The 24,174-nt window shown below is 70.4% G+C and carries 19 protein-coding genes and 1 rRNA gene; 5 read left to right on the top strand and 15 right to left on the bottom strand.

From position 1 onward, the window contains the following. Positions 1-136: 136 nt before the first annotated feature. Positions 137-1,674, bottom strand: a 16S ribosomal RNA gene (locus TBIS_RS05125). Between the two features lie 975 nt (positions 1,675-2,649). Between TBIS_RS05125 and TBIS_RS05120 the strand changes: the two genes are divergently transcribed. Next, positions 2,650-3,852: an AI-2E family transporter gene (locus tag TBIS_RS05120; RefSeq protein WP_242384312.1), complete on the top strand. Its 1,203-nt coding sequence runs from the start codon at positions 2,650-2,652 to the stop codon at positions 3,850-3,852. Between the two features lie 321 nt (positions 3,853-4,173). Here TBIS_RS05120 and TBIS_RS05115 read toward each other — a convergent pair whose 3' ends face one another. From TBIS_RS05115 to TBIS_RS05090, 5 genes are all read right to left on the bottom strand, one after another. Next, a complete protein-coding gene (locus TBIS_RS05115) occupies positions 4,174-5,505 on the bottom strand; it encodes a hypothetical protein (RefSeq protein WP_013131280.1) in 1,332 nt (443 codons plus the stop codon). A 276-nt stretch (positions 5,506-5,781) separates the two neighbouring features. Next, entirely contained in the window at positions 5,782-7,260 is a 1,479-nt protein-coding gene (locus tag TBIS_RS05110) for a carbohydrate-binding protein (RefSeq protein WP_013131278.1), read from the bottom strand. A gap of 171 nt (positions 7,261-7,431) precedes the next feature. Continuing rightward, positions 7,432-8,904, bottom strand: a complete 1,473-nt coding sequence (locus TBIS_RS19730; RefSeq protein ID WP_013131277.1) for a carbohydrate binding domain-containing protein — start codon at positions 8,902-8,904, stop codon at positions 7,432-7,434. 496 nt (positions 8,905-9,400) lie between these two features. Then, the gene (locus TBIS_RS05095) at positions 9,401-10,003 is read right to left on the bottom strand and encodes a hypothetical protein (RefSeq protein WP_013131276.1); all 603 of its coding nucleotides are present in this window, start codon (positions 10,001-10,003) and stop codon (positions 9,401-9,403) included. Continuing rightward, complete coding sequence (locus tag TBIS_RS05090) at positions 10,000-11,388, bottom strand: selenium-binding protein SBP56-related protein (RefSeq protein WP_013131275.1); 1,389 nt, start codon at positions 11,386-11,388, stop codon at positions 10,000-10,002. Before TBIS_RS05090 ends, TBIS_RS05095 begins: the two co-directional genes overlap by 4 nt. Before the next feature lie 146 nt (positions 11,389-11,534). Between TBIS_RS05090 and leuE the strand changes: the two genes are divergently transcribed. From leuE to TBIS_RS05075, 3 genes are all read left to right on the top strand, one after another. Next, positions 11,535-12,191: a leucine efflux protein LeuE gene (leuE, locus tag TBIS_RS05085; protein WP_013131274.1), complete on the top strand. Its 657-nt coding sequence runs from the start codon at positions 11,535-11,537 to the stop codon at positions 12,189-12,191. A 194-nt stretch (positions 12,192-12,385) separates the two neighbouring features. Next, positions 12,386-13,111 (top strand): SDR family oxidoreductase, encoded by a 726-nt coding sequence (locus TBIS_RS05080; RefSeq protein ID WP_013131273.1) that lies wholly within the window; start codon positions 12,386-12,388, stop codon positions 13,109-13,111. A gap of 274 nt (positions 13,112-13,385) precedes the next feature. Next, positions 13,386-14,258, top strand: a complete 873-nt coding sequence (locus TBIS_RS05075; protein WP_013131272.1) for a phosphotriesterase family protein — start codon at positions 13,386-13,388, stop codon at positions 14,256-14,258. A gap of 59 nt (positions 14,259-14,317) precedes the next feature. On the opposite strand, the gene TBIS_RS05070 is transcribed toward TBIS_RS05075, so the two are convergent. The 8 genes from TBIS_RS05070 to TBIS_RS05035 all read right to left on the bottom strand — a co-directional run bounded on the left by TBIS_RS05070 (position 14,318) and on the right by TBIS_RS05035 (position 22,337). Continuing rightward, the gene (locus TBIS_RS05070; RefSeq protein WP_013131271.1) at positions 14,318-14,794 is read right to left on the bottom strand and encodes an SRPBCC family protein; all 477 of its coding nucleotides are present in this window, start codon (positions 14,792-14,794) and stop codon (positions 14,318-14,320) included. Further along, positions 14,787-15,161, bottom strand: a complete 375-nt coding sequence (locus TBIS_RS05065) for an ArsR/SmtB family transcription factor (protein ID WP_013131270.1) — start codon at positions 15,159-15,161, stop codon at positions 14,787-14,789. The genes TBIS_RS05070 and TBIS_RS05065 overlap by 8 nt, the downstream gene beginning before the upstream one ends. Before the next feature lie 183 nt (positions 15,162-15,344). Continuing rightward, on the bottom strand, positions 15,345-16,739 hold the full coding sequence (locus TBIS_RS05060) for an NAD(P)/FAD-dependent oxidoreductase (protein WP_013131269.1): 1,395 nt from the start codon (positions 16,737-16,739) through the stop codon (positions 15,345-15,347). Between the two features lie 18 nt (positions 16,740-16,757). Beyond that, positions 16,758-17,546 carry an ABC transporter permease gene (locus TBIS_RS05055; protein WP_013131268.1) on the bottom strand — a complete coding sequence of 263 codons (789 nt, stop codon included), beginning with the start codon at positions 17,544-17,546 and terminating at the stop codon, positions 16,758-16,760. Further along, positions 17,543-18,412 carry an ABC transporter permease gene (locus TBIS_RS05050; RefSeq protein WP_013131267.1) on the bottom strand — a complete coding sequence of 290 codons (870 nt, stop codon included), beginning with the start codon at positions 18,410-18,412 and terminating at the stop codon, positions 17,543-17,545. The genes TBIS_RS05055 and TBIS_RS05050 overlap by 4 nt, the downstream gene beginning before the upstream one ends. Beyond that, positions 18,409-19,668, bottom strand: coding sequence for a polyamine ABC transporter substrate-binding protein (locus TBIS_RS05045; RefSeq protein WP_013131266.1), 1,260 nt, complete (start codon positions 19,666-19,668; stop codon positions 18,409-18,411). Before TBIS_RS05045 ends, TBIS_RS05050 begins: the two co-directional genes overlap by 4 nt. Before the next feature lie 34 nt (positions 19,669-19,702). Then, positions 19,703-20,851 carry an ABC transporter ATP-binding protein gene (locus TBIS_RS05040; protein WP_013131265.1) on the bottom strand — a complete coding sequence of 383 codons (1,149 nt, stop codon included), beginning with the start codon at positions 20,849-20,851 and terminating at the stop codon, positions 19,703-19,705. A gap of 52 nt (positions 20,852-20,903) precedes the next feature. Then, on the bottom strand, positions 20,904-22,337 hold the full coding sequence (locus tag TBIS_RS05035) for a gamma-aminobutyraldehyde dehydrogenase (protein WP_013131264.1): 1,434 nt from the start codon (positions 22,335-22,337) through the stop codon (positions 20,904-20,906). Between the two features lie 221 nt (positions 22,338-22,558). Between TBIS_RS05035 and TBIS_RS05030 the strand changes: the two genes are divergently transcribed. Next, on the top strand, positions 22,559-23,044 hold the full coding sequence (locus TBIS_RS05030; RefSeq protein WP_013131263.1) for an Lrp/AsnC family transcriptional regulator: 486 nt from the start codon (positions 22,559-22,561) through the stop codon (positions 23,042-23,044). Positions 23,045-23,161: 117 nt separating this feature from the next. On the opposite strand, the gene speB is transcribed toward TBIS_RS05030, so the two are convergent. Continuing rightward, complete coding sequence (gene speB, locus TBIS_RS05025; RefSeq protein WP_013131262.1) at positions 23,162-24,109, bottom strand: agmatinase; 948 nt, start codon at positions 24,107-24,109, stop codon at positions 23,162-23,164. Positions 24,110-24,174: the final 65 nt, after the last annotated feature.

Below are 24,174 nucleotides of genomic sequence, written 5' to 3'. Positions count from 1 at the left end.
GTGCACGCCCGCACCCTCAGAACCCAACAGCGTGCCCGCGCCCGGGGAAGATCCCCGGACCTCGCATTCGAGAGTGATTTCGCCACGCTTTCGCATGGCGTGCGCCGCGCTCGCGCGCGACGAATTTCATCCTTAGAAAGGAGGTGATCCAGCCGCACCTTCCGGTACGGCTACCTTGTTACGACTTCGTCCCAATCACCAGCCCCACCTTCGACGGCTCCCTCCCCCAAAAAAGGGGGTTAGGCCACCGGCTTCGGGTGTTGCCGACTTTCAGGACGTGACGGGCGGTGTGTACAAAGCCCGGGAACGTATTCACCGCGGCATTGCTGATCCGCGATTACTAGCGACTCCGACTTCACGGGGTCGAGTTGCAGACCCCGATCCGAACTGGGACCGGCTTTGGGGATTCGCTCACCCTCACGGGATCGCAGCCCATTGTACCGGCCATTGTAGCATGTTTGCAGCCCAGGGCATAAGGGGCATGATGACTTGACGTCATCCCCGCCTTCCTCCGGGTTGACCCCGGCAGTTCCCCATGAGTGCCCGGCATAACCCGCTGGCAACATAGGGTGGGGGTTGCGCTCGTTGCGGGACTTAACCCAACATCTCACGACACGAGCTGACGACAGCCATGCACCACCTGTGCTGGACGCCCGAAGGCACCCCGCATCTCTGCGGGATTTCCCAGCATGTCAAGCCCTGGTAAGGTTCTTCGCGTTGCATCGAATTAAGCAACATGCTCCGCCGCTTGTGCGGGCCCCCGTCAGTTCCTTTGAGTTTTAGCCTTGCGGCCGTACTCCCCAGGCGGGGCGCTTAATGCGTTAGCTACGGCACGGAGATCACAAAAGATCCCCACACCTAGCGCCCAACGTTTACGGCGTGGACTACCAGGGTATCTAATCCTGTTCGCTCCCCACGCTTTCGCTCCTCAGCGTCAGGGACGGCCCAGGGAGCCGCCTTCGCCACCGGTGTTCCTCCCGATATCTGCGCATTTCACCGCTACACCGGGAATTCCACTCCCCTCTGCCGCCCTCTAGCCTGCCCGTATCGACTGCAATTCCACGGTTGAGCCGTGGGCTTTCACAGCCGACGCGACAAGCCGCCTACGAGCCCTTTACGCCCAGTAACTCCGGACAACGCTCGCGCCCTACGTATTACCGCGGCTGCTGGCACGTAGTTGGCCGGCGCTTCTTCTGCAGGTACACGTCAACTTCGTCCCTGCTGAAAGAGGTTTACAACCCGAAGGCCTTCATCCCCCACGCGGCGTCGCTGCGTCAGGCTTCCGCCCATTGCGCAAGATTCCCCACTGCTGCCTCCCGTAGGAGTCTGGGCCGTGTCTCAGTCCCAGTGTGGCCGACCGCCCTCTCAGGCCGGCTACCCGTCATCGCCTTGGTGGGCCGTTACCCCGCCAACTAGCTGATGGGCCGCGAGCCCATCCCTGGCCGGAACCCCACAAGGGGGAACCTTTCCACCACCATCCCATGCGGGAAGTGGTCGTATCCGGTATTAATCCCAGTTTCCCGGGGCTATCCCGGTGCCAGGGGTAGGTTGCTCACGTGTTACTCACCCGTTCGCCGCTCGGCTCCACACCCGAAGGTGCGGTCCTCGCTCGACTTGCATGTGTTAAGCACGCCGCCAGCGTTCGTCCTGAGCCAGGATCAAACTCTCCAGTCGAGGTCTCGTAACACAGGGCACGCTGTTGAGTTCTCAAGCTGCGGGCGTCTCCGCCGTCCCCGTCGCCTCTTCCGAGGCCCGGTTCCGGGGAGGTATCTTATCCCGGTCCGGCGGCTGCTTTTGCCACCGGCGCGCTTCTCATCGGGTCCGCTCCGCGGTGCACACCGTTGCGGTGTGTCCGTTTCGCGTACTCCGGTGATCCGCGCGAGGTATGTTACCTCGTCTCTCGCGTTTCCCTGACATCGTCCGTGGGGCGATGTCTCACGCGTGGCAAGGCGGGTTCCGCATCCTACCTCATCGGCGGTCCGCGGATACCCTCGAGGTTCAACGTCGTCCGTCGCGCGGTATTCCCGGCCGCACCCTCTGGGCCCGGTGGGCGATCCGCCGATCGGACGGCGCCGTCTCCACCCTCACTGCTGAGGGAGGACTCGCGGCTATCTCCATTTTAGCCCGGTCGATTACCGTCTGATCCCGGGAGCTCCGGGAGGTGATCGCCGGCCTTCGGAGCGCCGCCGCGTCTCCTCGCGGCAAAAGAAGATACCAGGGTTTCGGAGGTGGTCGTGCACGGCGGCGCGGACGGAGGATTCCCCTGGCGCGCGGGCCGGCGCCGGGGGCGGAATCCGCGGCCCGTGGGCTCCGGACCCGAGCTCCCGCGCGTCCCCCGCCATCCGCCGCCAGGCCGGAGCGCACGGTGCCGGCCCGGCGCGATCTCTCGATCGGTGAGGTGACGCGCCTCGGGAAGCGCGCGGCCTCGTGAAGAATGAGGGGGCTGCGGTGGCCGGGCTCCCCCGCATGAGGAGCCCGCCACGGTGTCGCCCGGCTGCACCGCGCACCCCGGCCGGGCTCGCCCGCGCGGGGAGCCCGCTCCGCCGGTACGAGGCCAGGACGCCGGCCTCGATGCCGCGCCGGGACGCCGGGCCGGCTTGCGAGATCCTCGGAACAGGGTAGGAATGGGGGATGGTTCGGCAACCGGGAATGCCTCGCGCCCTGGTCGTCCTGGTCGGCGCCGCCGCCGCGGTGATCACGCTGGCGGGGATCCACGCGGTGTCGTCTATCATCGGGCCGATCGTGCTGGCGCTGACGCTCGTCATCGCGGTCTCGCCGCTCCGTGAGTGGCTCGCCCGGCGCAAGGCCCCGGTCTGGATGCAGATCGCGATCCCACTGGTCGTGGTCCTGCTCGTGCTGCTGAGCATGATCGCGATCTTGAGCCTGGCGGCCGCGCAGCTCGCCATCCTGGCCCCCACCTACGCGGACCAGGTCACCGCGATGCTCACCGACCTGCAGCGGTGGGCGGCCGAGCGGGGGTACGGAAGCGAGCAGCTCAACAAGGTGCTCTCATCCCTGGACCCCGGCAAGATCATCGAGCTGGCGCAGAGCGTGCTCAGCAGCCTGGTCGGGGTGCTCTCCAGCCTGTTCCTGATCGTCGTGCTGCTGCTCGCGATGTGCCTCGACGCCCCGATGTTCTCGCGGGTCATCGCGGCGATCGCCCCGGAGCGGCCGGCGCTCGCCCAGGCGCTCACCTCGTTCACGGACAAGACGCGCCGCTACCTGATCGTCTCCACCATCTTCGGCCTGATCTGCGCGATCCTCGACGTGGCCGCGCTGTACGTGCTCGGGGTGCCGCTCCCCCTGCTGTGGGGCGTGCTGGCGCTGATCACGAACTACATCCCGAACATCGGTTTCATCCTCGGGCTCGCCCCGCCGGCCCTGCTGGGGCTGCTGGAGGGCGGCCCGCGGACGATGCTGCTGGTGATCGTCGCCTACGTCGTGATCAACGTCGTGGTCCAGTCGTTCATCCAGCCGAAGTTCCTGGGCGACGCGGTGGGGCTCTCCACCACCGCCACCTTCGTGTCGCTGATCATGTGGACCTGGGTGCTGGGACCGCTCGGCGCCCTGCTCGCGATCCCGCTGAGCCTGCTCGTCCGCGCCCTGCTCATCGACAGCGATCCCCGCGGCAAGTGGGCGGCCGCCCTTGTCTCCGGGGAAGTGCCCGCTCCGGCCGGACCGCCGGAGGATACCCGGCCGCCGCAGCACGGCCCGGGCGGCGGCGAGGCCGAGCGGCCCGGGCAGCGGCCCGGACCCGGGCCGGAATCCGACCCCGGACCGGGACCCACCACGCCCGATCCCGGGGAGGGGCGGGCGGCCGACTCCGGACAGATCACGGCGCACCGCCCGTAGCCCGCGCGGCGTCTGCGACGAGGCGAGGCGCCGCGCCGAGGCGCTCACCAAGTGACCCTGCCGGGCGGGACGATCGTGACGGCCCGGGAGCTGTCCGCCCGGTCCGGCCTCCGATGGCGAAGGCGGGCCGGCCCGTACCGGCCGCGCCGTACCCGCCGGCGCGGGCCGCCTTCGCGCGCCGTGTGGCGACGCCGCGGTGAACCTGGGCCCCGCCGGGCGAGGCGCGGGCCGCACCGCGCACGACCGCCTCGCCCGCGGTACGGCACGGCGGTCCGGTGACCGCGGTCCGCGCCACGGCCACCGGCCGCGGCTAGGGCCCCGTCACTGCGTGGGCGCCGCGGCCGGGCGGGCGGTGATGGCGTCCGGCCCGCTCTCCTCGGCCTCTCTCCTGCGCCACGGCATCGCCGCGATGATCAGCGGGAACAGGACGACCGAGCTGATCGCCCAGGGCGAGTGGAGCCGGTACCAGGTGACGCCGGGGAACTGGGTGAGCACGAGATATCCGACAGCCGCCCAGAGGGAGCACCCGATGATCGTGGGCCACGCCCACCGGGTCGGCCGGGCGACCAGGAACGGCATGAACCACAGCAGGTACTGCGCCCCCAGCCGCGGGGTGAAGATCATGAAGGCGAGCAGGATGGCGATCGACACGTCGATCGGGTCGGCCTTCCGCCACCAGTACAGGCACGCCAGCGTCGCGGCGTAGATCATGTACTGGCCGATCTTGGCGGCCGTGGGGTTGAGGACCCACTCGCCGCCGTTGAGCACGGCGGTCCATCCCCAGTCACCGGTGATCGGCCGGACGTCGCCCGGCCGCAGCCCGATGATCTTCAGCACCTCGGGGAGCTGCTCCCAGGCGGTCCAGCCTCCGAGCGGCAGCGAGAGCAGCAGGAGGACCGGCGGCACGCCGATCGCGACGACGGAGATCACCCGGGAGCGCAGGCCCGGCAGGAACATCAGCAGGGCCGGCACGAGGATCACCGGCCAGCTCTTGGCGGACAGCGCGAGGCCCATGAGCACGCCGGCCCAGAACGCCCGGGAGGTCGCGCCGCGGTCCTCCTCCAGCGGGTGGGTGAAGCGGCGCACGAGCTCCCGGGGCCGCAGCCACGGCAGCGGCTCCGGGCGCCGCCAGCCGCCCGGGCCGCGGGCCACGACGAACGCGGCCACGGCGAAGACCAGCGAGACCGGCTCGACCTGCCCGTGCACGGACGCGACCAGGATGGCGAGCGGGTTGCAGGCGTACTGGAAGGCCCGCAGCCGCTCGTTCGGCGGGCCGGCGAGCTTGCCCACCAGCGGGATGAGCACGATGTCGCAGACGACCGTGACCAGCCGCCCGGCGAACTCCCAGGGGATGCCCATCCAGAGCAGCAGGCCGTACCAGTACGGGATCATCGGCAGGAAGTGCCATCCCCCGTTGCTCTCCAGCACCGGGTCGCGGTGGTTGAGGATGGCCTCCCCGGCCGGCCGGAAGCTTCGCGCGTAGTCGACGGGCTGCCAGCTGTCCACCGCGGCGAGCACGAGGATCAGCACGCGGACGCCGATGCCGGCCGCCAGGGTGACCGCGAGCGAGGGCTGCCAGCCCTTGCGCTGCGCCACGATGGCGAGGACGACACCGGTGATGAGGATGAGCCCGACTGGGATTGCGTGGTCCATGGTGCAGTCAAGATTGCCCGACAAACGCACGTGGTGCCGACTTGGGGGGAGAAATTACGTCAATCACACCCACTCCATCACGCTCCGCAGTAGCATTCCTACGCACCGTAGCAAAGAGGAGACGTCCATGAAGACTCGGCTGTGGATCACCCTCGCCGTGGCGATGGTCGTGGGCATGCTGATCGGCCTGCTCGCGCCGACACGGAACGGCGGCCGGCACGACGGGTGACGATTCCCCGCCGGCCGGCCGCCTGATCCGGGCCGGGTCTCAGGAGCTCAGAACCCCGCGGTCACCCGGGTGAAGTCCCAGTCGTTCTGCGCGATGCCGCTGCAGTGGGAGACCACGCCGCCGCCGGGGCAGCCGCGGTCGCGGTTGACGGACCAGAAGGCCAGCCGCCCGAGACCCTTCGACTTGGCCCAGTCCCGGATCTGGGTCCAGGCCTGCACCGTGGTCAGCTCGTGCTGATCGGACAGCCCGTTCATGCCGGAGATCCCCATGCGGGCGTAGGCGGTGGCGTCCGACCAGCCCCACGCCGCCTTGAGCGCGTTCTTCAGGCCCTCGGCCGCCTGGACCGTGCTCTGGTACATGTCGGGGCCGCCGCCGAAGTCGAAGGTCATGATCGTGTAGTTGTCGATGTCCACCCCGAACGCCTTGGCCTGGTTGATCAGGCGGGTCCCCCAGTAGTTCGGCCCGGTGACGGCGGTGCCGAAGGTGATGATCACCTTGACGTTCGGGTTGTTCTGCTTGACGATCTTCAGGCCGCGCAGGATCCGGTCCTGGACGACCTCGTTCTCGAACTCGTCGATGTTCTCGATGTCGAAGTCGACGGCGGCCGGCCGGTAGGCGTCGATCACCTGCTGGACCGCGGCGGCGAAGGCCTCGGGGGTGGCGCAGTTCGGGCCGAGCTTGTTGCCCTGCCAGCCGCCGAAGGAGATCTGCACGTCACCGCCGGCGGCCTTGATCTGCGAGATCGCCGCGGCGTCCGGGCCGCCGTGCAGCGGCCGGTACCCGTCCCACGCCGGGGTGCACCCGCCACCGGAGAGGATGAACGCCATGGTGAAGTGCTTGACCCCGGTCGCGTTCATCACCGTGACCGGGTTCGGCGGGTCGCCCCAGCCCAGGTAGAGGTAGGGCGCGCCGGGGAGCTTGCCGCCTCCCCCGCTGCACCCGCCGGTGGTGGCGGTCACCGGGTCGCTCGGCTGCGACTCGCCCGCGGAGTTGTACGCCCGCACGGTGTAGGTGTGGGTGGTGCAGGCGCCCAGGTTGGAGATGACCGCGCTGGTCCCGCTCACCGTGGCCACCACGGTGCCGCCCTCGTAGACGCGGTATCCGGTGACCGTCCCGCTCGAGGCCGCCCAGGAGAGCGAGATCGACGAGTTCGTGGTGGCGGTGACGGTCGGCTTGCCGGGCTTGCCCGGGACGCCGGGCTGCGGACTCGGGCTCGGGCTCGGGCCGGGCGAGCCTCCGGAGATCGGCCGCCACAGGGCGGGCACGACGGGCGGCTCCCAGCCGGGCAGCGAGGTGTGCGCCTGGATGCACTCGTAGTCGACGCCGTCGTGGGTCACCCGCGCCCCGACGGCGTACCAGGTGTACGGGGCCCACGCCGGGTAGGCCTGCGCGACCGCCCGGCTCCCGGCGGCCGTGGCGGAGGCCGCGGTGGCCCCGGCGGTGAGGCCGGTGAGGGCCAGGGCGAGGGCGGCCAGGAGGGCCATGGCCGGGCGGAGGCGCCGGCCGCTGCGTAACCGGTGTCTCATCGCTTCCTCACTCGGGTTCGGGGGAAAGGGGACGGCCGAGGGGCGGGCGGCGCACCCGCCCCTCGGGTACGGCGCGGCGGAGCACCGCCGGGCGGCGGTGCCTGGCCGGACGGGGGAAGGGATCGGCCGTGGCGGCCCCGCGGCGTCACCGCGCGGGCGCGCGACGCGGGGTCAGCCGGTGTACGCCGCGAAGATCCGGGTGAACTCGTACGGGGACTGCGCGATGCCGCTGCAGGTCGGGGAGAGCGTGCCGTCCGGGCAGCCGCCGTTGTCGCGGCCGACCGACCAGAACGCGATCCGCCCCACGTGGTTGGCCTGCGCGTAAGAGAGGAGCGTGCGGGCGTCGGCCTGGGTGGTGATCGGGCCGGTGTCGTTCCTGCCGATCATCGGGGTGAGCCCGAGCATCCGCTTGAGCTGGGCCTCGCTCTTGCCGGGCCAGATCTCCCGCATCTGGCCGAGGGTCGCCTCGGCGGCGGAGACCATGGCCTCGCCCCAGTTCCCGGTGTGGCCGAAGTTCATCAGCATCGGGTTGACCAGGACCTCCAGGCCCTTGGCCGCGGCGTCCTGGAGGATCTGCACCGAGAACGGATCGACCCCGTAGTCCTGGCCCTGCACCCGGAGCGTGTAGCTGATCGTGGTGCCCCGCTCGTCCTGGAGCTGCTTGAGCGCGGTGTTGACCTTGTGGGCGTCGATGGAGGCCTCGATGTCCACGTCGAGGTGGTTGGTGCCGACGGTGTCGAGCGCCTTCTTATACGCGGCGAGCAGGGCGGCCGGGGTGGCGCACACGTGCTCCAGGTACGGCCCGAGCGCGCCGCCGGTCGCCACGATCACCTGCCCGCCCCTGGCCTGGAGCGCCCGGACGTCGTTGATGATCCGCGGGTCGTCGATGGGGATCGTGCCGCCCCAGGACGGGTTGCAGCCGGTGCTGTCCCCCAGCACGAACGCCAGCGTGTAGTGCTTGACCCCGGTCGCCTGGTACGCGTCGGTGAGCGACGGGGTGGGCATGGTGATGTCGATGTACGGCGCGAACGTGATCTCCCCCGCGGGCGGGGTGCCGGGCGACGGCGAGGCCGAGGGGGACGGTGACGGGCTCGGCGGCACCGAGGGGGACGGCGACGGCGATTCGCCGGGCGAGGGCGATTGGCTCGGCGACGGCGAGGGCGCGGGGTGCCCGCCGTCGAGCTCGACATCGTCGGCGTGGTAGGTGCCCTGGCCGTACCAGCCGTGCAGGTAGACGGTCACGCTGCCGGTGGACGGCCCGGTGGTGAACGAGGTGGTCAGCCGGGTCCACGCGCTGCCGGGCGAGGCCCAGGTCTGCGCGTTCACCTGGTCGCCGGTGGCCCCGAGGAAGACGTAGTTCCCCCGGACCCAGGCCGAGAGCGTGTAGGTCGTCGACGGCCGGACGCTGATCGTCTGCTCGCAGCGGGCGTGGTCGCTCGAGGTCGGCGTCGCCGCGAGCGCCCGCGACCCGGCGTGCACCGGGCTGGAGACGGCCTGCGCCCCGGAGGCGGGCGAGCACGTCCATCCGGAGAGCCCTGACTCGAACCCGGGGTTGGTGACGAGGTTTTCGGCGTGCGCCGTGCCGGTGAACAGGCCGGACAGGACGAGGGCGGCGGCCACGCCGAGGCCGAGCGGTCCTCTCATGCGCGCTCCCGGGGATTCTAAAAGGAAAGTTTCCTAAGAGTTAGCCGGATGCTAACTCCGGCCGGGGCGCGCGGCAAGAGCGGATCTCACCGGCGGAGGCCGGGCGGCGAACCGGGATCCGGGCGGCCGCCACGGCGGTGCGGACCCGGCGGGGCGGCGTGATCGGCGCCGGAGACCGATCGCGGAGCCCGGGGCCGGTGGGGATGGGAGCGTGCCGGGCGGCCGAGCCCGGCACGGGTACGGCGGAGAAACGGATGAGGATGAAGAGGATGAACAGGGAGCGGGCCTCCGGCGGGCGGGCCGCCGGACGGAAGGGCGGGCCGCCGGGCGGAAGCGCGGGCCGCCGGGCGGAAGCGCGGTGGAGGCGGGGAAACGGACGCGGCGGTGCGAGCGGTCCGGCGAGCGCCGGGGCCACAGGACCGTCCGCCGTGGATTGCGGCCGCGGGCCCGGGCGGGACCGGGCCCGCGGGAGCGCATCACGCCGGCGCGGGAGGGCTCACACCGCGCCGACGAGCGAGAAGACGCCCGCCCCGATCAGGGCGAAGGCCCACATGCGGTCGAGGTTGAACCAGGCCTTCCGGAGGATGGCCACGCCCACGATCTCGTAGACGATCACGGCGATGACCGTGGCCGTCACGAACATCGCCAGGGTGTGGATCCCGGCGACGAGCAGGCCGCCGGACATGGCGTGGCCGTGATGCCCGGCCGCCGGCATGCCGGTGAGCACGGGCAGCAGCATCAGCCCGGCGCCGTGCACCGACGACATGAGGAACGACCAGGCCGCGAGCTGCGGGAGCGACAGCCGCATGCCCACCCAGCGGAAGTGCCGCTTGGCGAGCAGCCGCCACAGCCCGAATCCGACGAGCACCAGCCCGCACACGATGCTCAGGGTGGTGCCGGTGACCAGCGACCCGGTGAGGGTGACCACGACGACCACCAGCGCCACCGAGCCGAGATGCCCCAGCGCGATCACCGGCAGGGACTGCAGCAGCAGGTCGCGGCTGCGCTCCTGCAGCCCGCGGGCCACGGCGAACAACCAGCCCATGGCCGGGTTGATGCCGTGGAAGACTCCGAGCAGGATGACGGCGGCGAGGGTCACGGGTAGCAGTAGGAGTCGGAGGACGCGTCGCCGCCCTGCAGCCGGGTCTGGTGCGGGCGGAGCCCGCGGAAGTCGTCACCGTGCGGGAAGAACCGCTCGTCGAGGGTGAACGACTCGGCGTCGATCTTCGCCATCCAGGCGCCCACCCCGTCGGGGTAGAACTGGTCGTCCCAAGCCCCGTAGAGCGAGTTGGTCACGTAGACCCGGCGGCCGTCCCGGCTGACCTCGACCATCTGCGGCCCGCCGCCGAGCCGGAGGTCGGGGACCGCCGGGTGCGGGGTCCGGCGGGCGATGCCGCCCAGGCGGATGGAGCCGAGCTCCACCGGCTTGAACGGGTCCGACACGTCGAACTGCTTGATCTCGCCGGTGCCCCAGCACGACACGTAGAGCCGCTGGTCGTCCACGGACAGGTCGATGTCGGTGACGAGCGGCGGCACCGCGCCGAACGGCTTGAGGATGTCGGGCAGCTCGTCGGGCGACGCGGGCTCGGCCGGGATGTCGATGACCTTGCGCGCCTCCCAGCGGGAGCCCTCCCGGTACCAGACCCACACCGAGGCGGACAGGTCCTCGACGCTGATCGCGACGCCGACGAACCCGTACGTCTGGGTCGGGTCGTGGGCCGGGCGCAGCTCGAGCGGCATCTGGTACTGGTCGCCGAGGTCCACCTCCTGGATGTGCTTGCGCTTGCGCAGGTCCCAGAAGTGGAGCCGGTGGCCGTACTTGCGGCCGAGCAGCAGCTCGCCGACCACGCCGTTCTCGATCATCGACGGCGTGCCCCACTCCGAGCTGACGAGCACGTCGTGGTTGATGTGCCACCAGAAGTCGTAGGCGAGGTGCTGGGTCCCGCGGTCGACCTCCCACCGGCCGAGCACCTCGAACGACGTGTGGTCGAGCAGGGCGATGCCGCCCGGGCCGTCCGACTCCCACCCGCCGAGCGCGGAGACGTAGAGGCCTTCGGGGCCGCAGTGGACGGTGTGCGGCCGGGAGTATCCGGTGCGCTTGCCGAACTCCTCCGGCTCGATGATCTTGACGAGCTCGGGGCTGACCCGATCCTTGGTGTCGTAGACGTAGATCCGGGAGGAGCGGAGGCCCGGCACGATCAGGTAGCGCCGCTCCACGTGCGGGTGCGGGGCGTAGGGGCACAGTGAGCTGCTGCAGGCGTTCCACCCGAAATGGTGGAGCTCGTCTCCGGTGTACGGAAGGTCCGTCCAACCGACGACCTTGCCGTACGTCGGGGAGGCCGGGTCGGTGTCGAGCACCACGAGCGCGTCCGGGCGCTGGGCCGACCGGTCGAAGGCCGCGACGTAGGCGAGCTTCTCCGGGGGCGCGGCGGCGGCGTCCCTTGGGGAGGGATAGAACGTGGGGTCCGGCTTCCAGAGTGTCATGCGCTCAGCATATTTCCTACATTCCTAACTCGGTCAATAGGAGATTTCGGCCCTCCACATGGCCGGGCCACGGCGGGGCGGATATCCGATGTCCGGCCGTGACCGGCTGCTATATCGTGATACCCGCCGCTCAAGGGGGATCTGGGATGTTCTTCGGGATCACCAACATCTGGGCCTATATCACCGGGACGATCTTGGTCATCTTGCTGCCCGGGCCCAACTCTCTGTACGTGCTCTCCACCGCCGCCCGGCACGGCGTCAAGGCGGGCTACCGCGCGGCCATGGGGGTCTTCGTCGGGGACGGCGTGCTCATGTTCCTCTCCGCCGCCGGGGCCGCCTCGCTGCTGAAGTCCACGCCGTGGCTGTTCATGATCGTGAAGTACCTCGGGGCCGGCTACCTCGCCTGGATCGGCCTCGGCCTGCTGCGCGCGGCCTGGAAGACCTGGCGCGGCAAGGCCGCCGCCCAGGCGCTGCCCGAGCACGCCCAGGCGCGGAGCGGCCGGAGCCCGTTCCGGACCGCGCTCACGATCAGCCTGCTCAACCCCAAGGCGATCCTGTTCTTCGTCGCCTTCTTCGTGCAGTTCGTGGACCCGTCCTACAGCGCCCCGGCGCTGTCGTTCCTGATCCTCGCGCTGATCCTGCAGCTCTGCAGCTTCACGTACCTCACCGTGCTGATCTTCGGCGGCTCGTACATCGCCGAGCGGTTCCGGCGCGGCCGCCGGCTCAGCGCCGGGTTCTCCACGGGGGTCGGGGCGCTCTTCCTCGGCTTCGGGATCAAGCTCGCCACCGCCTCCCTCGGCTAGCCGCGCCCGGGCGCGGCGAGGCCGCGGCCTCCGCCGGCCCAGGGTGATCCGTCCGCCGTTCCCGTCCCGCTCCCCCTCTCCGCGCCCGGCGCCACGCGCGCCCGTCCCCCGGGAACCGGCCGCAACCCGCGCGGCGCCGGCGGGGCGTCCGGTGAGCGGCCGTCCAGGACCGTCCGCTGATCAGAAAGGCGCCCATGGGCACCGCACTCGTCACCGGCGCGTCGCGCGGCCTGGGAGCCGCCATCGCCGAGCGGCTCGCCGCCGACGGCTGGCACGTCGCCGTCAACTACGCCCACGACACGGCCGGTGCGTCCGCCGTCGTCGACCGCATCACCGCCCGCGGCCACTCCGCCCGCCTGGCCCGGTTCGACGTCACCGACGAGGAGGCCGTACGGCAGGGCATCGCCGAGCTCGGGCGGGTCGACGTCGTGGTCAACAACGCCACCGGCCCGCAACCGTTCATCCCGGTGGAGAAGCAGACCTGGGAGGACCACCTCCGGCAGCTCCGGTTCTTCGTCAAGGCCCCGCTGCTCATCCTGCAGGCCGTGCTGCCCGGCATGAAGGAGGCCGGCTCCGGGCGGATCATCAACATCGGCAGCGAGGTGACCGACCTGGGCAACCCCGAGTTCGGGCACTACGTGGCCGCCAAGGCCGCCATGCACGGGCTCACCCGGTCCTGGGCGCGGGAGCTCGGGCCGTACGGGATCACCGTGAACACGGTGGAGCCCGGCTGGATCCCGGTGGAGCGCCACGCGGGCACCCCGCCCGAGGCGTTCCAGGAGTACCTGCACGGGGTCGCGCTCGGCCGGATGGGCGCGCCGCTCGACGTCGCCGAGGCGGTGGCGTTCCTCGCCTCGCCCGCGGCCCGGTTCATCACCGGGCAGCGGATCGCGGTCAACGGCGGCAAGACCATGAGCTGACCCCGTCGGGCGCGCGCCCGGAAGGCGGGCCCGGGAGGCCGGTGCGCCGCCGCGGCCGGCGCGCCGGCCCGCGAGCCCGGCGGCCGCCGCCCCTGCCCCCGCGAGCGGGCCCGGCGCCGGGCACGGGGAGCCTGCGCCCATCAGGCCGGGAGCCGGCACCCCATCGGACCGGGAGCCGGCACCGCGCCGGACCGTCCGCGGGGCGCGCGGGGTGGCGCGCACGGAATGCGAGGGGGCGAGCGGCCCTCAGAACGGAATCAGTTAATGTCCCCTTATGCTCGGCGCGTCTTTCCCCCGTATCCAGACCGTCACCGGGGCGGTGCCCGCCTCGGAGGTGACCGGCCCGATCCTCCCCCACGAGCACCTGCGCACCGACACCCGCTGGGGGATCGGCGTGCCCTCCGATCCCCACCGCTGGCTCGACGAGGAGCGGTACGTCGTCGCCGAGATCCGGGATCTCGGCCTGGAGCACGGCCTCGGCCTGGTGGTCGAGCACACCTGCCTCGGCATGGGGCGTGATCCGGCCGCCCTGGTCCGGATCTCCTCGGCCTGCCGGGTCCCGGTGGTCGCCGCGACCGGGTTCGCCCCCGAGCCGTTCTCCGCGGAGCTGATCCGGCCGTGCGGGCTGGACGACCTCACCGCGGGCCTGCTCCGCGAGATCGGGGCGGGCTTCGACGGCTCCGGGGTGCGGCCGGGGCTGATCGTGGCGTCCTGCTGGGGCGAGGCGCCGACCAAGGCGGAGGAGCGCGCCATCCTCGCCGCGGCCCGCGCCGCGCGCCGGAGCGGGCTCCCGGTGGTCGCGCACGGCATGGAGCCGCTGGAGCTCCTCCTCTCCCACGGTGTGCCGCCGCACCGGCTCTGCGGGGTCGCGGCCGACGTCCCGGCCCAGCGGAAGATCGCCGAGACCGGCGCGTACGTGAGCGTGCGGGAGGCCGAGCACGTGCTCGCCCTGCTCGAGGCCGGGCACGGCGAGCGGGTGCTGCTCAGCAGCGGCGTCTCCCGGCGGGACCACCTCGCCGGGTACGGCGGGCACGGGTACGGCCGGCTGTTCGACACGCTCATCCCGGCGCTCGGCGACGCGGGGGTCGGCGAGGGCACCATCCGGCTGATCACCCGGGAGAACCCGGTCCGCTGGCTGGCGGGCTGAGCGGGACCGCCCCGCCCGCCCGCGGGCCGGGGGCGCCGGCCCGCCCGCCGTGCGGGTGCTCAGCCTCGCAGCCCGGTGAGCAGCTCCGCCAGGCGTTCATGGGAGTCGCGGAGACCGTGCTCCATCCCGGCGGTGATCACGGCGTCCCGGGCCTCGACCGACTGGTAGCCGACGACCGTGCGCACCAGCGTCCGGCCGCCGCGCTCCTCCATGGTCAGCGTCTCCAGCGAGACCGTGCCCGGCGCGCCCTCGAACTCGAAGGTCTGCACGGTGCGGTCCGGCGACGGGGTGCCGTGGAAGACCCCGTGGAAGCCGTACTCGTTGCCCTGGGGGTCGCGCTGGACGTAGCGCCACCGGCCGCCGTCGCGGACCTCGTAGTAGTCGACGGTCGTGGTCAGCTCGCGCGGGCCGAGCCACCGCACGAGCAGCTCCGGGTCGGTGTAGGCGCGGAACACCAGGTCGCGCGGGGCGGCGAACTCCCGCTCGATCGTGATCAGCGGCTGGCCGGGCTCCGCGGTGATGCGCGTCTCACCCATCGTCCTCTCCCCTCTCCCGGGCCGCGCCGGCGCGGTCCGGCTCGTCCTCCTGCAGCTCCTCGAGCAGCGCGTCGAGCCGCTCGTGGCTCTCGTCCCAGAACCTCTGGTAACGCGCCAGCCAGGCGCTGGCCTCGTAGAGCGGCCGCGCCTCCAGATGGCTGAGCCGCGCGGTTCCCCGGCGGATGCGGGAGATGAGACCGGCCTTCTCCAGCACCTTGAGGTGCTTGGAGATCGCGGGCTGGGACATGTCGAACGGGGCCGCCAGATCGCCGACGGTCGCGTCGCCCTTGGCCAGCCGGGTCAGGATCGCCCGGCGGGTCGGATCGGCGAGCGCTCCGAACACCAGGCTCAGCCGGTCTGTCGCCATTAATAACCACCTTGTTCTAGAACGAGTAAGTTAAGAATGCGCCCGGACGGGGACGTCGTCAAGCGCCATCCCGGTGGCCGCCACTGCGCCGGTAGGGCGGCGCGGCCGGGCGGGCGCGGCGGGGCGCACGTCCCCGCCGCCGGGCATCCCGCCACGGCCGCGCCGGAACCGGAAACGGAGGGATCAGGAATCGAACCCGAGGCCCATCGCGTCCAGGGTGCGCAGCCACAGGTTGCGCTTGCCCTGGTGGGCGTCCGCCCGGGCGATCGACCACCGGGTGAGCTGGATGACGCCGGAGCGCAAGGGCTCGGGCGGGAACGGCAGCGGCTTCTCCCGCACCATGCGGAGCCGGGTGCGCTCGGTCTCCCTGCCGGAGAGCAGGTCGAGCATCACGTTCGCCCCGAACCGCGTGGCGCCCACGCCCAGCCCGGTGTACCCGACCGCGTAGGCGAGGCGTGAGCCGAAGGCGGTGCCGAAGAAGGCGCAGAACCTGCTGCACGTGTCGATGACGCCACCCCAGCGGTGGGTGAACCGCACGCCCTCCAGCTGGGGGAAGGTCTCGAAGAAGTGCCGCGCCAGCTTCTCGAACGTGGCGTCCCGCTGGTCGTACTCCGCCTTGATCAGGCCCCCGCTGTAGTAGACGGCGTCGTAGCCGCCCCACAGGATCCGGTTGTCATCGGTGAGCCGGTAGTAGTGGAACTGGTTGCCGGAGTCGGCGATGCCCTGCCGGTTCCGCCAGCCGATCTCCGCGAGCCTCGCCTCGGGCAAGGGCTCGGTGATCAGCGCGTAGTCGTACACCGGAACCACGAACCACTTCAGCCTCCGCAGCAGCGGCGGGAACACGCCGGTGCCGAGCGCCACCCGCCGCGCCCGGACGATGCCGACCGGGGTGACGAGCTCCAGCAGGCCGCCGGCGTCCCGCACCGCGCGCACCGGCGTGTACTCGTAGATCCGCACGCCGAGCCGGAGGCAGGCGTCCCGCAGCCCCCAGGCGAGCCGTGCGGGGTCGACGGTCGCGACCCCGTCGCGGTCCCACAGCCCGCCCAGGTAGGTGGGGGAGTCGAGCTCGGCCCGCACCTGGTCCCGGTCGAGCCGGTCGACCCGGAGGCCGAGCTCGGCGTACGCCGCGGCGTCCTCGTCCAGCGCGGCGAGCTGCCATTCCTGGGTGGCGACCCGCAGCCCGCCGGTCCGCGTGAACGAGCAGTCGATGCCGTAGCGGCGGATCGACTCCTCGATCTCGGTGAGGTTCTGCCGTCCGAGCCGCTCTAGGACGGCGATCTCGTCGGGCCAGCGTTCGCGACCGTTGGCGAGCCCGTGCGTGATGCTCGCCTCGCAGAAGCCGCCGTTGCGGCCGGTGGCGGCCCAGGCGATCCGATGGCCCTCTACCAGGACCACGTCGAGCGAAGGGTCGCGCTCCTTCGCCAGCAGCGCGGTCCACAGTCCGGAGAATCCCCCGCCGACCACGGCGAGGTCGGCGGTGGTGCCGCCGGTGAGCGGCGGCATCGGGTCCGGCACATCCGGCCGGTCCAGCCAGTACGGTTTGCGCTCCGCGTCAGCAAGAGACTTCAGCGGATCCACACATTTCACATCCCAACATCAGCGACGACGTGTCAGGAGGAGGTTGCCCAACGCGATGAGGACTCCCGCCGCGAAGATCAGCGTTCCCATCACGTTGACCTGCGGCGGGATCCCGACACGGGTCGCCCCCCAGATCCACAGGGGGAACGTCACCGTGCCGCCCGCGTTGAAGTTCGTGATCACGAAGTCATCGATCGAGAGCGCGAAGGCCAGCAGCGAGCCGGCGAGCACCCCCGGGAAGATCAGGGGGAGCGTCACCAGGCGGAAGGTGTCCCAGGTGCCCGCGCCGAGGTCCCTGGCCGCGTCCTCGAGCGAGCGGTCGAGCGTCATCACCCTCGCCCGCACGGTCACCGCCACGTACGAGATGGAGAACATCACGTGGGAGATGAGGATGGTCCAGAACCCGAGCGGCACGGCGAGGGTGACGAAGAGCGAGAGCAGGGAGGCGCCCATCACGATCTCGGCGCAGGAGATCGCCGCGAACATGACGACGTTGAGCGCGCCGGAGCCGCGGAACCGGTACCGGCCGAGCGCCAGCCCGAGCATCGAGCCGAGGACCCCGGCGATCACCATGGTGAGCAGGGCGAGCAGCAGCGAGTTCACCAGGGCCCGGGTGAGGTCCTCGATCTCGAACAGCTTGCCGTACCACTTGAGCGTGAACCCCTGCCAGGCGGTGTTGTAGCGCCCCTTGGTGTCATTGAACCCGAAGAGGATCATCACCGCGATCGGCAGGAGCAGCCAGGCGATCACCAGCCAGGTCCAGATCTGGAGCAGGCGGCCGGAGAGCAGCCGGCGGACCTTCGTCATCGGGCCGCCACCTCCAGCACGTCCTCGGTGCCGAGCGCCCTGGCGTAGAGGAAGATCCCGATGAGCAGGATCGCCATCAGCGTGAACGACAGGGCCGAGGCCACCGGGTAGTCCTGGTTGATCAGGAACTGGTTCTGGATGACGTTGCCGATCATCGTGTTACCGGTGCCGCCGAGCACGGTGGCGTTCACGTAGTCCGAGGTGGCCGGCACGAACGTCATCAGCACGCCGGCGAACACCCCGGGCAGTGAGAGCGGGAACACCACGCGCAGGAAGGTCTGGAACTTGCTCGCGTACAGGTCCTGCGCCGCCTCGAGCACCCGCGGATCGATCCGCTCCAGCGCCGCGTAGATCGGCAGCACCATGAACGGGAAGAAGTTGTAGACCAGCCCGCAGACCACCGCGGCCCCCGTGGCGAGGATGTGCATGTCCTTGGGGATCAGGCCGATGCTCTTCAGCGGGCCGAGCAGGATCCCGTTGTCGGAGAGCAGGAACTGCCAGGAGATGGTCCGCAGCACGAAGGACACGAGGAACGGCAGCAGGATCAGGAACAGGTAGACCGACTTGTGCCGGCCGCCCTTGAACGCGATCCAGTACGCCACCGGGAAGCCGATGATCAGCTCGATGACGGTGGCGAGGAAACCGTACACCAGCGAACGGACGATCTGGTCCGTGTACGTGGTGATCCCGTCGACGTAGCTCTGCCAGTTCCACGTGAACACGTAACCGTCGGTCACGTTGCCCGACTGCAGCGAGAGGGACAACATGACCACGGTCGGGATCACGAAGAAGATCGCCAGCCAGAGCGCGCCCGGGAAGACCAGCGCGTACGGCGTCAGCGCCGCCCGGAGTCTTCTCCCTCTCATGATGTGGTGATCGCCTGGAAGATGTGCTCGAACTTCTGCTGCTCCTCGGTGCTGGTGAAGTTGCGGTAGTCGTGCAGCTTCGCGTAGTCCTCCTCGGACGGGAACACCAGCGGGCTCTCGGCCAGCTGCTCGAGGAGCCGCTTGTCCTCACCGGTCGCCTCGGCGGCGTGCTTCCGGACGACCTCCTGGGCGGCGGGCACCGGGGTGACGTAGTTGATGTACTCCGCGAGGCTGGCCGCGATCTCCACCTCGTAGAAGAAGTCCATCAACATGATGGCGTCGACCGGGTTCTCCGCGGTCTTCGGGATCACCATGTTGTCGGTCCAGATCGTCGCCCCCTCCTCGGGGATGACGAACCGCAGGTCCGTGCCGTCGGAGATGTTCTTCTGGAAGACGTCGCCCGACCACGCCATGGTGAGCCAGATGTCGCCCTTGGCGAGCGGGTCGATGTACGACTGGTCGTAGTACTTCCGGACGATGCCGGAGTCCCGCTGCTCCCGGAGCTTCTCCGCCGCCTTCTCCCAGTCGTCCGGGGTCGACGTCTCGGGCTTGATGCCGAGCAGCAGCAGGCCGAAGTTGGCGATCTCCTGGGCGTCGGCCATCATGCCGACCTTCCCCTTGTACTTGGGGTTCCACAGGTCGGCGATCTTCGTCGGCGGGGTGTCGACGTACTTCGGGTTGTAGGCGATGCCGGTCATGCCGGACGCCCACGGGATGCTGTAGACGTTCCCCGGGTCGAAGGACTCGTTCTTGTACCGCTCCGCCGCGTTCGCCGCGAAGTTCGGGAGCTTGGAGTGGTCGAGCGGGACCAGGTAGCCGAGCCGCACGAGCTGGGTGAAGTGGACCCCGTTGGTGACGACCATCAGGTCGTAGTCGATCGACTGCCCGGCGGCGAGCAGCGGCTGGATCTTGGCGAACCAGCTCGGGTTGTCCTGGATGACCTCCTTGTAGGTCACCGTGATGCCGGTCCGCTCGGTGAACTTCTTCAGCTCGGGCCGCTTGGGGTCCATGTAGAGCGGCCAGTTCGCGAAGTTGACGTGGCCGTTCTTGACCTTGCCCGACCAGTACTTCTCCACCTCCGACTGGACCTGCGCGGAGGTGGTCGGCCGCGGCGAGCCCTTGCCCTGCACGCCACAGGCGGCGAGGGCGAGGCCGGCGGCGGAGAGCCCGGCCAGCCGGAACGCGTCCCGGCGGCCGATCCGGCGGGTGGTCATGCCGCGGAGGAACGCTGGGTCGTTGACGAAGTCCTTGTTCATGGGGGGTTCGAGCTCCGGAGGGGGTGGGTTCGGGTTACCTCAGGACGTAGGAGTGCCTGGGCTGCCAGGAGAGCCAGACGGTGTCGCCGCGCTCCGCGGTGACGCTGCTGTCGTGGGCGTTCTGCTGGAAGACGGTGACCTCGGCGCCGTCGGCGAGCGCCACGGTGTAGCTGTTGTAGGTGCCGAGGTAGACCACCTCGGACACCGTGCCCCGGACGACGCTGAGATCGCCCTCGGGCTGCTCCGTGGAGATCATGATCTTCTCGGGGCGGACCGTCATGGTGATGGCGTCACCCGCGGAGGCGGTGCCGTCGACCGGGACGAGGATCCGGTCGACGGGGCTGAGCGCGAGCACCGCCGTGCCACCGGTGACCTGCTGGATCGTACCCTTGAGCACGTTCGAGGTCCCGATGAACCCGGCGACGAACTCGTTGGCCGGCCGCTCGTAGATCTCCCGGGGATCGGCGAGCTGCTCGACCACTCCCTCCCGCATGACCGCGATGCGGTCGCTCATGGTGAGCGCCTCGCTCTGGTCATGGGTGACGTAGACGAAGGTGATGCCCACCTCCCGCTGGATGCGCTTGAGCTCGATCTGCATGTGCTGCCGGAGCTTGAGGTCGAGCGCGCCCAGCGGCTCGTCGAGGAGGAGCGCCCGCGGCCGGTTCACCAGCGCCCGGGCGAGCGCGACCCGCTGCTGCTGACCGCCCGAGAGCTCCTGGGGACGGCGCCGCTCCCGTCCCTGGAGGTGGACGATCTCCAGCATCTCACCGACCCGGCGCTTGATCTCGTCAGCGGGGACCTTCTTGCGCTTCAGCCCGAAGGCGACATTTTCCCACACGGTCATGTGCGGGAAGAGCGCGTAGGACTGGAAGACCATGTTGACGTCGCGCTTGTTGGGCGGGACGTTCGTGACGTCCGCCCCGTGCAGCCGGACCACCCCGGAGGTGGGCTCCTCGAACCCGGCGATCATCCGCATGGTGGTGGTCTTGCCGCACCCCGACGGGCCGAGCAGGGAGAAGAACTCGCCTTCCGCGATGGCGAGGCTCACCCCTTTGACCGCCCGTACGACCTCGCCGTGGGAGACGTACTCCTTGACGACGTTCTCCAGCTCGATGGCGGGCACGTCCTGTGACCGGGGGGCGGCCGCCACGGCCGCCCCCGCGCCCGCCTGGATCTCTGTCATTCCAGGCTTATCCCTCTTCATCTAAAAGATCGGACGGCTCGCGCCGCGAAAACTACTCCCCGATGTAGTGCATAACGTGCTTCACGCGGGTGTAGTCGTGCAAACCAAACACCGAGAGGTCCTTGCCGTACCCCGAGTGCTTGAACCCGCCGTGGGGCATCTCCGAGACGAACGGGATGTGGGTGTTCACCCAGACCACGCCGAAGTCGAGCCGCTTCGACATCCGCATCGCGCGGCCGTGGTCGGTGGTCCACACCGAGGCGGCCAGGCCGTACTTCACCCCGTTCGCCTTGGCGAGCGCGTCGGCCTCGTCGGTGAAGGTCTGGATGGTCATGACCGGGCCGAAGATCTCCACCTGGACCATCTCGTCCTCCTGGCGGAGGCCGTCGACCACGGTCGGGGCGAAGAAGTAGCCGCGGTCGCCGACCCGGTGACCGCCGGTGAGGATCTTCGCGTGGTCGGGCATGCGCTCGAAGAAGCCCTGGACCCGGGCGAGCTGGTTGGCGTTGTTCAGCGGGCCGAAGTAGGCGTCCTCGACGTCCAGGCCGCCGAACTTGGTGTTCGCGGCGGCCTCGGTGAGGGCCTCGGCGAACTCGTCGTGGATGCTCTCCTGGACGAGGATGCGGCAGGCGGCCGTGCAGTCCTGGCCGGCGTTGTAGAGGCCGGCCTCGGCGATCGACTGAGCGGCGGCCTTGATGTCCTTGACGTCCTCGAAGACCACGACCGGGGCCTTGCCGCCCAGCTCCAGGTGGACCCGCTTGAGGTCGTCGGCCGCGGCCCGGGCGACGGACATGCCGGCGCCGACCGAGCCGGTGATCGCGACCATGCGCGGCGTCGGGTGGCTCACCACGAGCGCCCCGGTGTCCCGGTCGCCGGTGACCACGTTGACCACGCCGGGCGGGAGGATCTCACCGATGATCTCGGCGAGCTTGAGCGTGGAGACCGGGGTGGTGTCCGAGGGCTTGAGCACCAGGGTGTTGCCGGCCGCGATGGCGGGGGCGATCTTCCATACCGCCATCATCAGCGGGTAGTTCCACGGGGTGACCTGGCCGACGACCCCGATCGGCTCGTGCCGGATCACCGAGGTGTGGTCGGCGAGGAACTCGTTGGCGGTCGGACCCTCCAGCGTCCGGCAGGCCCCGGCGAAGAACCGGAAGTGGTCGGCGGCGACCGGGGTCTCGTCCTCGGCCATCCGGGCGCGAGGCTTGCCGGTGTTCCGGCACTCCGCCTCGTTGAGCTCGTCCGCGTGCTCCTCGATCGCATCGGCGATCTTCAGCAGCAGGGCGGACCGCTCCGCCGGCGTCGTCTGCCCCCACGTCTCGAACGCCGCAGCTGCGGCGGCGTATGCTGCGTCGACGTCCTCCTTACCGGATACCGGCGCCTGCGCGTACACCTCACCTGTCGTAGGGTCGATCACGTCGGAGAATCGCCCGCTCGCGGCATCGACGAACTTCCCATTGATGAAGTTCTGGAGACGGGTGGTCACCGTAGACCTCCTGTTGAGGTGGAGCTGGAGATGTCGCGACTCTGACAGAAGAAACCGCCCAAGACAAGGGAATTCGTGGCCAAGATACCAAATTGCTACGAAATCGCTTGACAAGCTCAGCCGGGCTGACACTATGTCAAACCACTGACGTAACGCGCCCGCCACAATCCAGCCCTATAAGCTCCCAACCCAGTACGCCCCAGAGAGGACACCCCCCGAGGATGACGACCCCCGCGAAGGCCCGATCGAGCAGAGGCGGGCCGGTGCCGCTGGACGACATCTCCAAGCGGATCATCGAGCAGCTGCAGAAGGACGGGCGGAAGCCGTACTCGGCCATCGGCAAGGCCGTGGGCCTCTCCGAGGCCGCGGTGCGCCAGCGGGTGCAGCGGCTGCTCGAGCTCGGCGTCATGCAGATCGTCGCGGTCACCGACCCGCTGACGCTGGGCTTCCCCCGCCAGGCGATGATCGGCATCAAGTGCGAAGGCGACGTGGAGGCGGTCGCCGAGGAGCTGGCGGGCATCGAGGAGATCGACTACGTGGTGCTCACGGCCGGCTCGTTCGACGTCATCACCGAAGTGGTCTGCGAGAGCGACGACCATCTGCTGGAGATCCTCGGCAAGATCCGCGCGATCCCGACCGTCCGTGCCACGGAGACGTTCGTCTACCTCAAGCTGTTCAAACAGACGTACTCCTGGGGCACGCACTGAGCACGGCCGGCCCGGGCGGGACGAGGGCGGCCGGGCCGGCACGGGCGGGAGTCCGCACCGCCCCGGCACGGGCCCGGACGGCGGCCGCCCCGGCCCGTGCCGGCCGCGAGCGCTCCGCTATGGCTTCTCCTTCAGCGCGAGCAGGCTGATCAGGTCGTAGGCGACGTGCGAGGCCGCGATCGAGGTGATCTCCGCGTGGTCGTAGGCGGGCGCGACCTCGACCACGTCGGCGCCCACCAGGTTGCACCCGGCCAGCCCGCGCAGGATCTCCAGCAGCTCCCTGCTGGTGAGCCCGCCGGCCTCCGGGGTCCCGGTGCCCGGCGCGTGCGCCGGGTCGAGCACGTCGATGTCGATGGAGATGTACAGCGGCCGGTCGCCGATCCGCTCCCGGAGCATCGCGGCCACCTCGTCCGGCCCGCGGCGCATGACGTCGGCGCTCGTCACGATGCCGAACCCCATGCGCGCGTCGTCGTCGAGGTCCTGCTTGCCGTAGAGCGGGCCGCGGGTGCCGACGTGGCTGATCGCCTCGGTGTCGAGCAGGCCCTCCTCGATCGCCCGGCGGAACGGGGTGCCGTGGGTGTACTCCGCGCCGAAGTAGGTGTCCCAGGTGTCGAGGTGGGCGTCGAAGTGCAGCAGCGCCACCGGGCCGTGGAGGCGGTGGACGACCCGCAGCAGGGGCAGCGCGATCGTGTGGTCGCCGCCGATCGTGACCAGCCGGGTCCCCGGCGCGGACAGGTCCTGCGCGGCCGCCTCGATGGTCGCGATCGCCTCCTTGATGTCGAACGGGTTGCACGCGATGTCCCCGGCGTCGGCCACCTGCAGGCGGGCGAACGGCGACACGTCGAGTCCCGGGTGGTACGGCCGCAGCAGCCGGCTCGCCTCGCGCACGGCCGCCGGGCCGAACCGCGCACCCGGCCGGTAGGACACGCCGCTGTCGAACGGGATCCCGACCACGGCCACGTCCGCGCGGCTCACCTCGTCGAGGCGGGGCAGCCGGGCGAAGGTCGCCGGCCCGGCGAACCGCGGGACGCGAGAGGCGTCGACAGGGCCTCGGGGCTCGGTCATGCTCGCACTTCCTTCCGTTTCCCTCCGCGCGCCCCTCGCCGGGGCGCGGGGTCGTTCTCCGGATC

The organism is Thermobispora bispora DSM 43833, from assembly GCF_000092645.1.
GTDB lineage: Bacteria > Actinomycetota > Actinomycetes > Streptosporangiales > Streptosporangiaceae > Thermobispora > Thermobispora bispora.
Note: the sequence above shows the minus strand (reverse complement) of the source record. Positions and strands in the feature narration are given on the sequence as shown.

What these genes read in the sequence shown, in the direction of transcription:
- TBIS_RS05120 (WP_242384312.1), top strand. Translation starts at nt 2,650, where the DNA reads ATGCCTCGCGCCCTGGTCGTCCTGGTCGGCGCCGCCGCCGCGGTGATC.
- TBIS_RS05115 (WP_013131280.1), bottom strand. Translation starts at nt 5,505, where the DNA reads ATGGACCACGCAATCCCAGTCGGGCTCATCCTCATCACCGGTGTCGTC.
- TBIS_RS05110 (WP_013131278.1), bottom strand. Translation starts at nt 7,260, where the DNA reads ATGAGACACCGGTTACGCAGCGGCCGGCGCCTCCGCCCGGCCATGGCC.
- TBIS_RS19730 (WP_013131277.1), bottom strand. Translation starts at nt 8,904, where the DNA reads ATGAGAGGACCGCTCGGCCTCGGCGTGGCCGCCGCCCTCGTCCTGTCC.
- TBIS_RS05090 (WP_013131275.1), bottom strand. Translation starts at nt 11,388, where the DNA reads ATGACACTCTGGAAGCCGGACCCCACGTTCTATCCCTCCCCAAGGGAC.
- leuE (WP_013131274.1), top strand. Translation starts at nt 11,535, where the DNA reads ATGTTCTTCGGGATCACCAACATCTGGGCCTATATCACCGGGACGATC.
- TBIS_RS05080 (WP_013131273.1), top strand. Translation starts at nt 12,386, where the DNA reads ATGGGCACCGCACTCGTCACCGGCGCGTCGCGCGGCCTGGGAGCCGCC.
- TBIS_RS05075 (WP_013131272.1), top strand. Translation starts at nt 13,386, where the DNA reads ATGCTCGGCGCGTCTTTCCCCCGTATCCAGACCGTCACCGGGGCGGTG.
- TBIS_RS05070 (WP_013131271.1), bottom strand. Translation starts at nt 14,794, where the DNA reads ATGGGTGAGACGCGCATCACCGCGGAGCCCGGCCAGCCGCTGATCACG.
- TBIS_RS05065 (WP_013131270.1), bottom strand. Translation starts at nt 15,161, where the DNA reads ATGGCGACAGACCGGCTGAGCCTGGTGTTCGGAGCGCTCGCCGATCCG.
- TBIS_RS05055 (WP_013131268.1), bottom strand. Translation starts at nt 17,546, where the DNA reads ATGACGAAGGTCCGCCGGCTGCTCTCCGGCCGCCTGCTCCAGATCTGG.
- TBIS_RS05050 (WP_013131267.1), bottom strand. Translation starts at nt 18,412, where the DNA reads ATGAGAGGGAGAAGACTCCGGGCGGCGCTGACGCCGTACGCGCTGGTC.
- TBIS_RS05045 (WP_013131266.1), bottom strand. Translation starts at nt 19,668, where the DNA reads ATGAACAAGGACTTCGTCAACGACCCAGCGTTCCTCCGCGGCATGACC.
- TBIS_RS05040 (WP_013131265.1), bottom strand. Translation starts at nt 20,851, where the DNA reads ATGACAGAGATCCAGGCGGGCGCGGGGGCGGCCGTGGCGGCCGCCCCC.
- TBIS_RS05030 (WP_013131263.1), top strand. Translation starts at nt 22,559, where the DNA reads ATGACGACCCCCGCGAAGGCCCGATCGAGCAGAGGCGGGCCGGTGCCG.
- speB (WP_013131262.1), bottom strand. Translation starts at nt 24,109, where the DNA reads ATGACCGAGCCCCGAGGCCCTGTCGACGCCTCTCGCGTCCCGCGGTTC.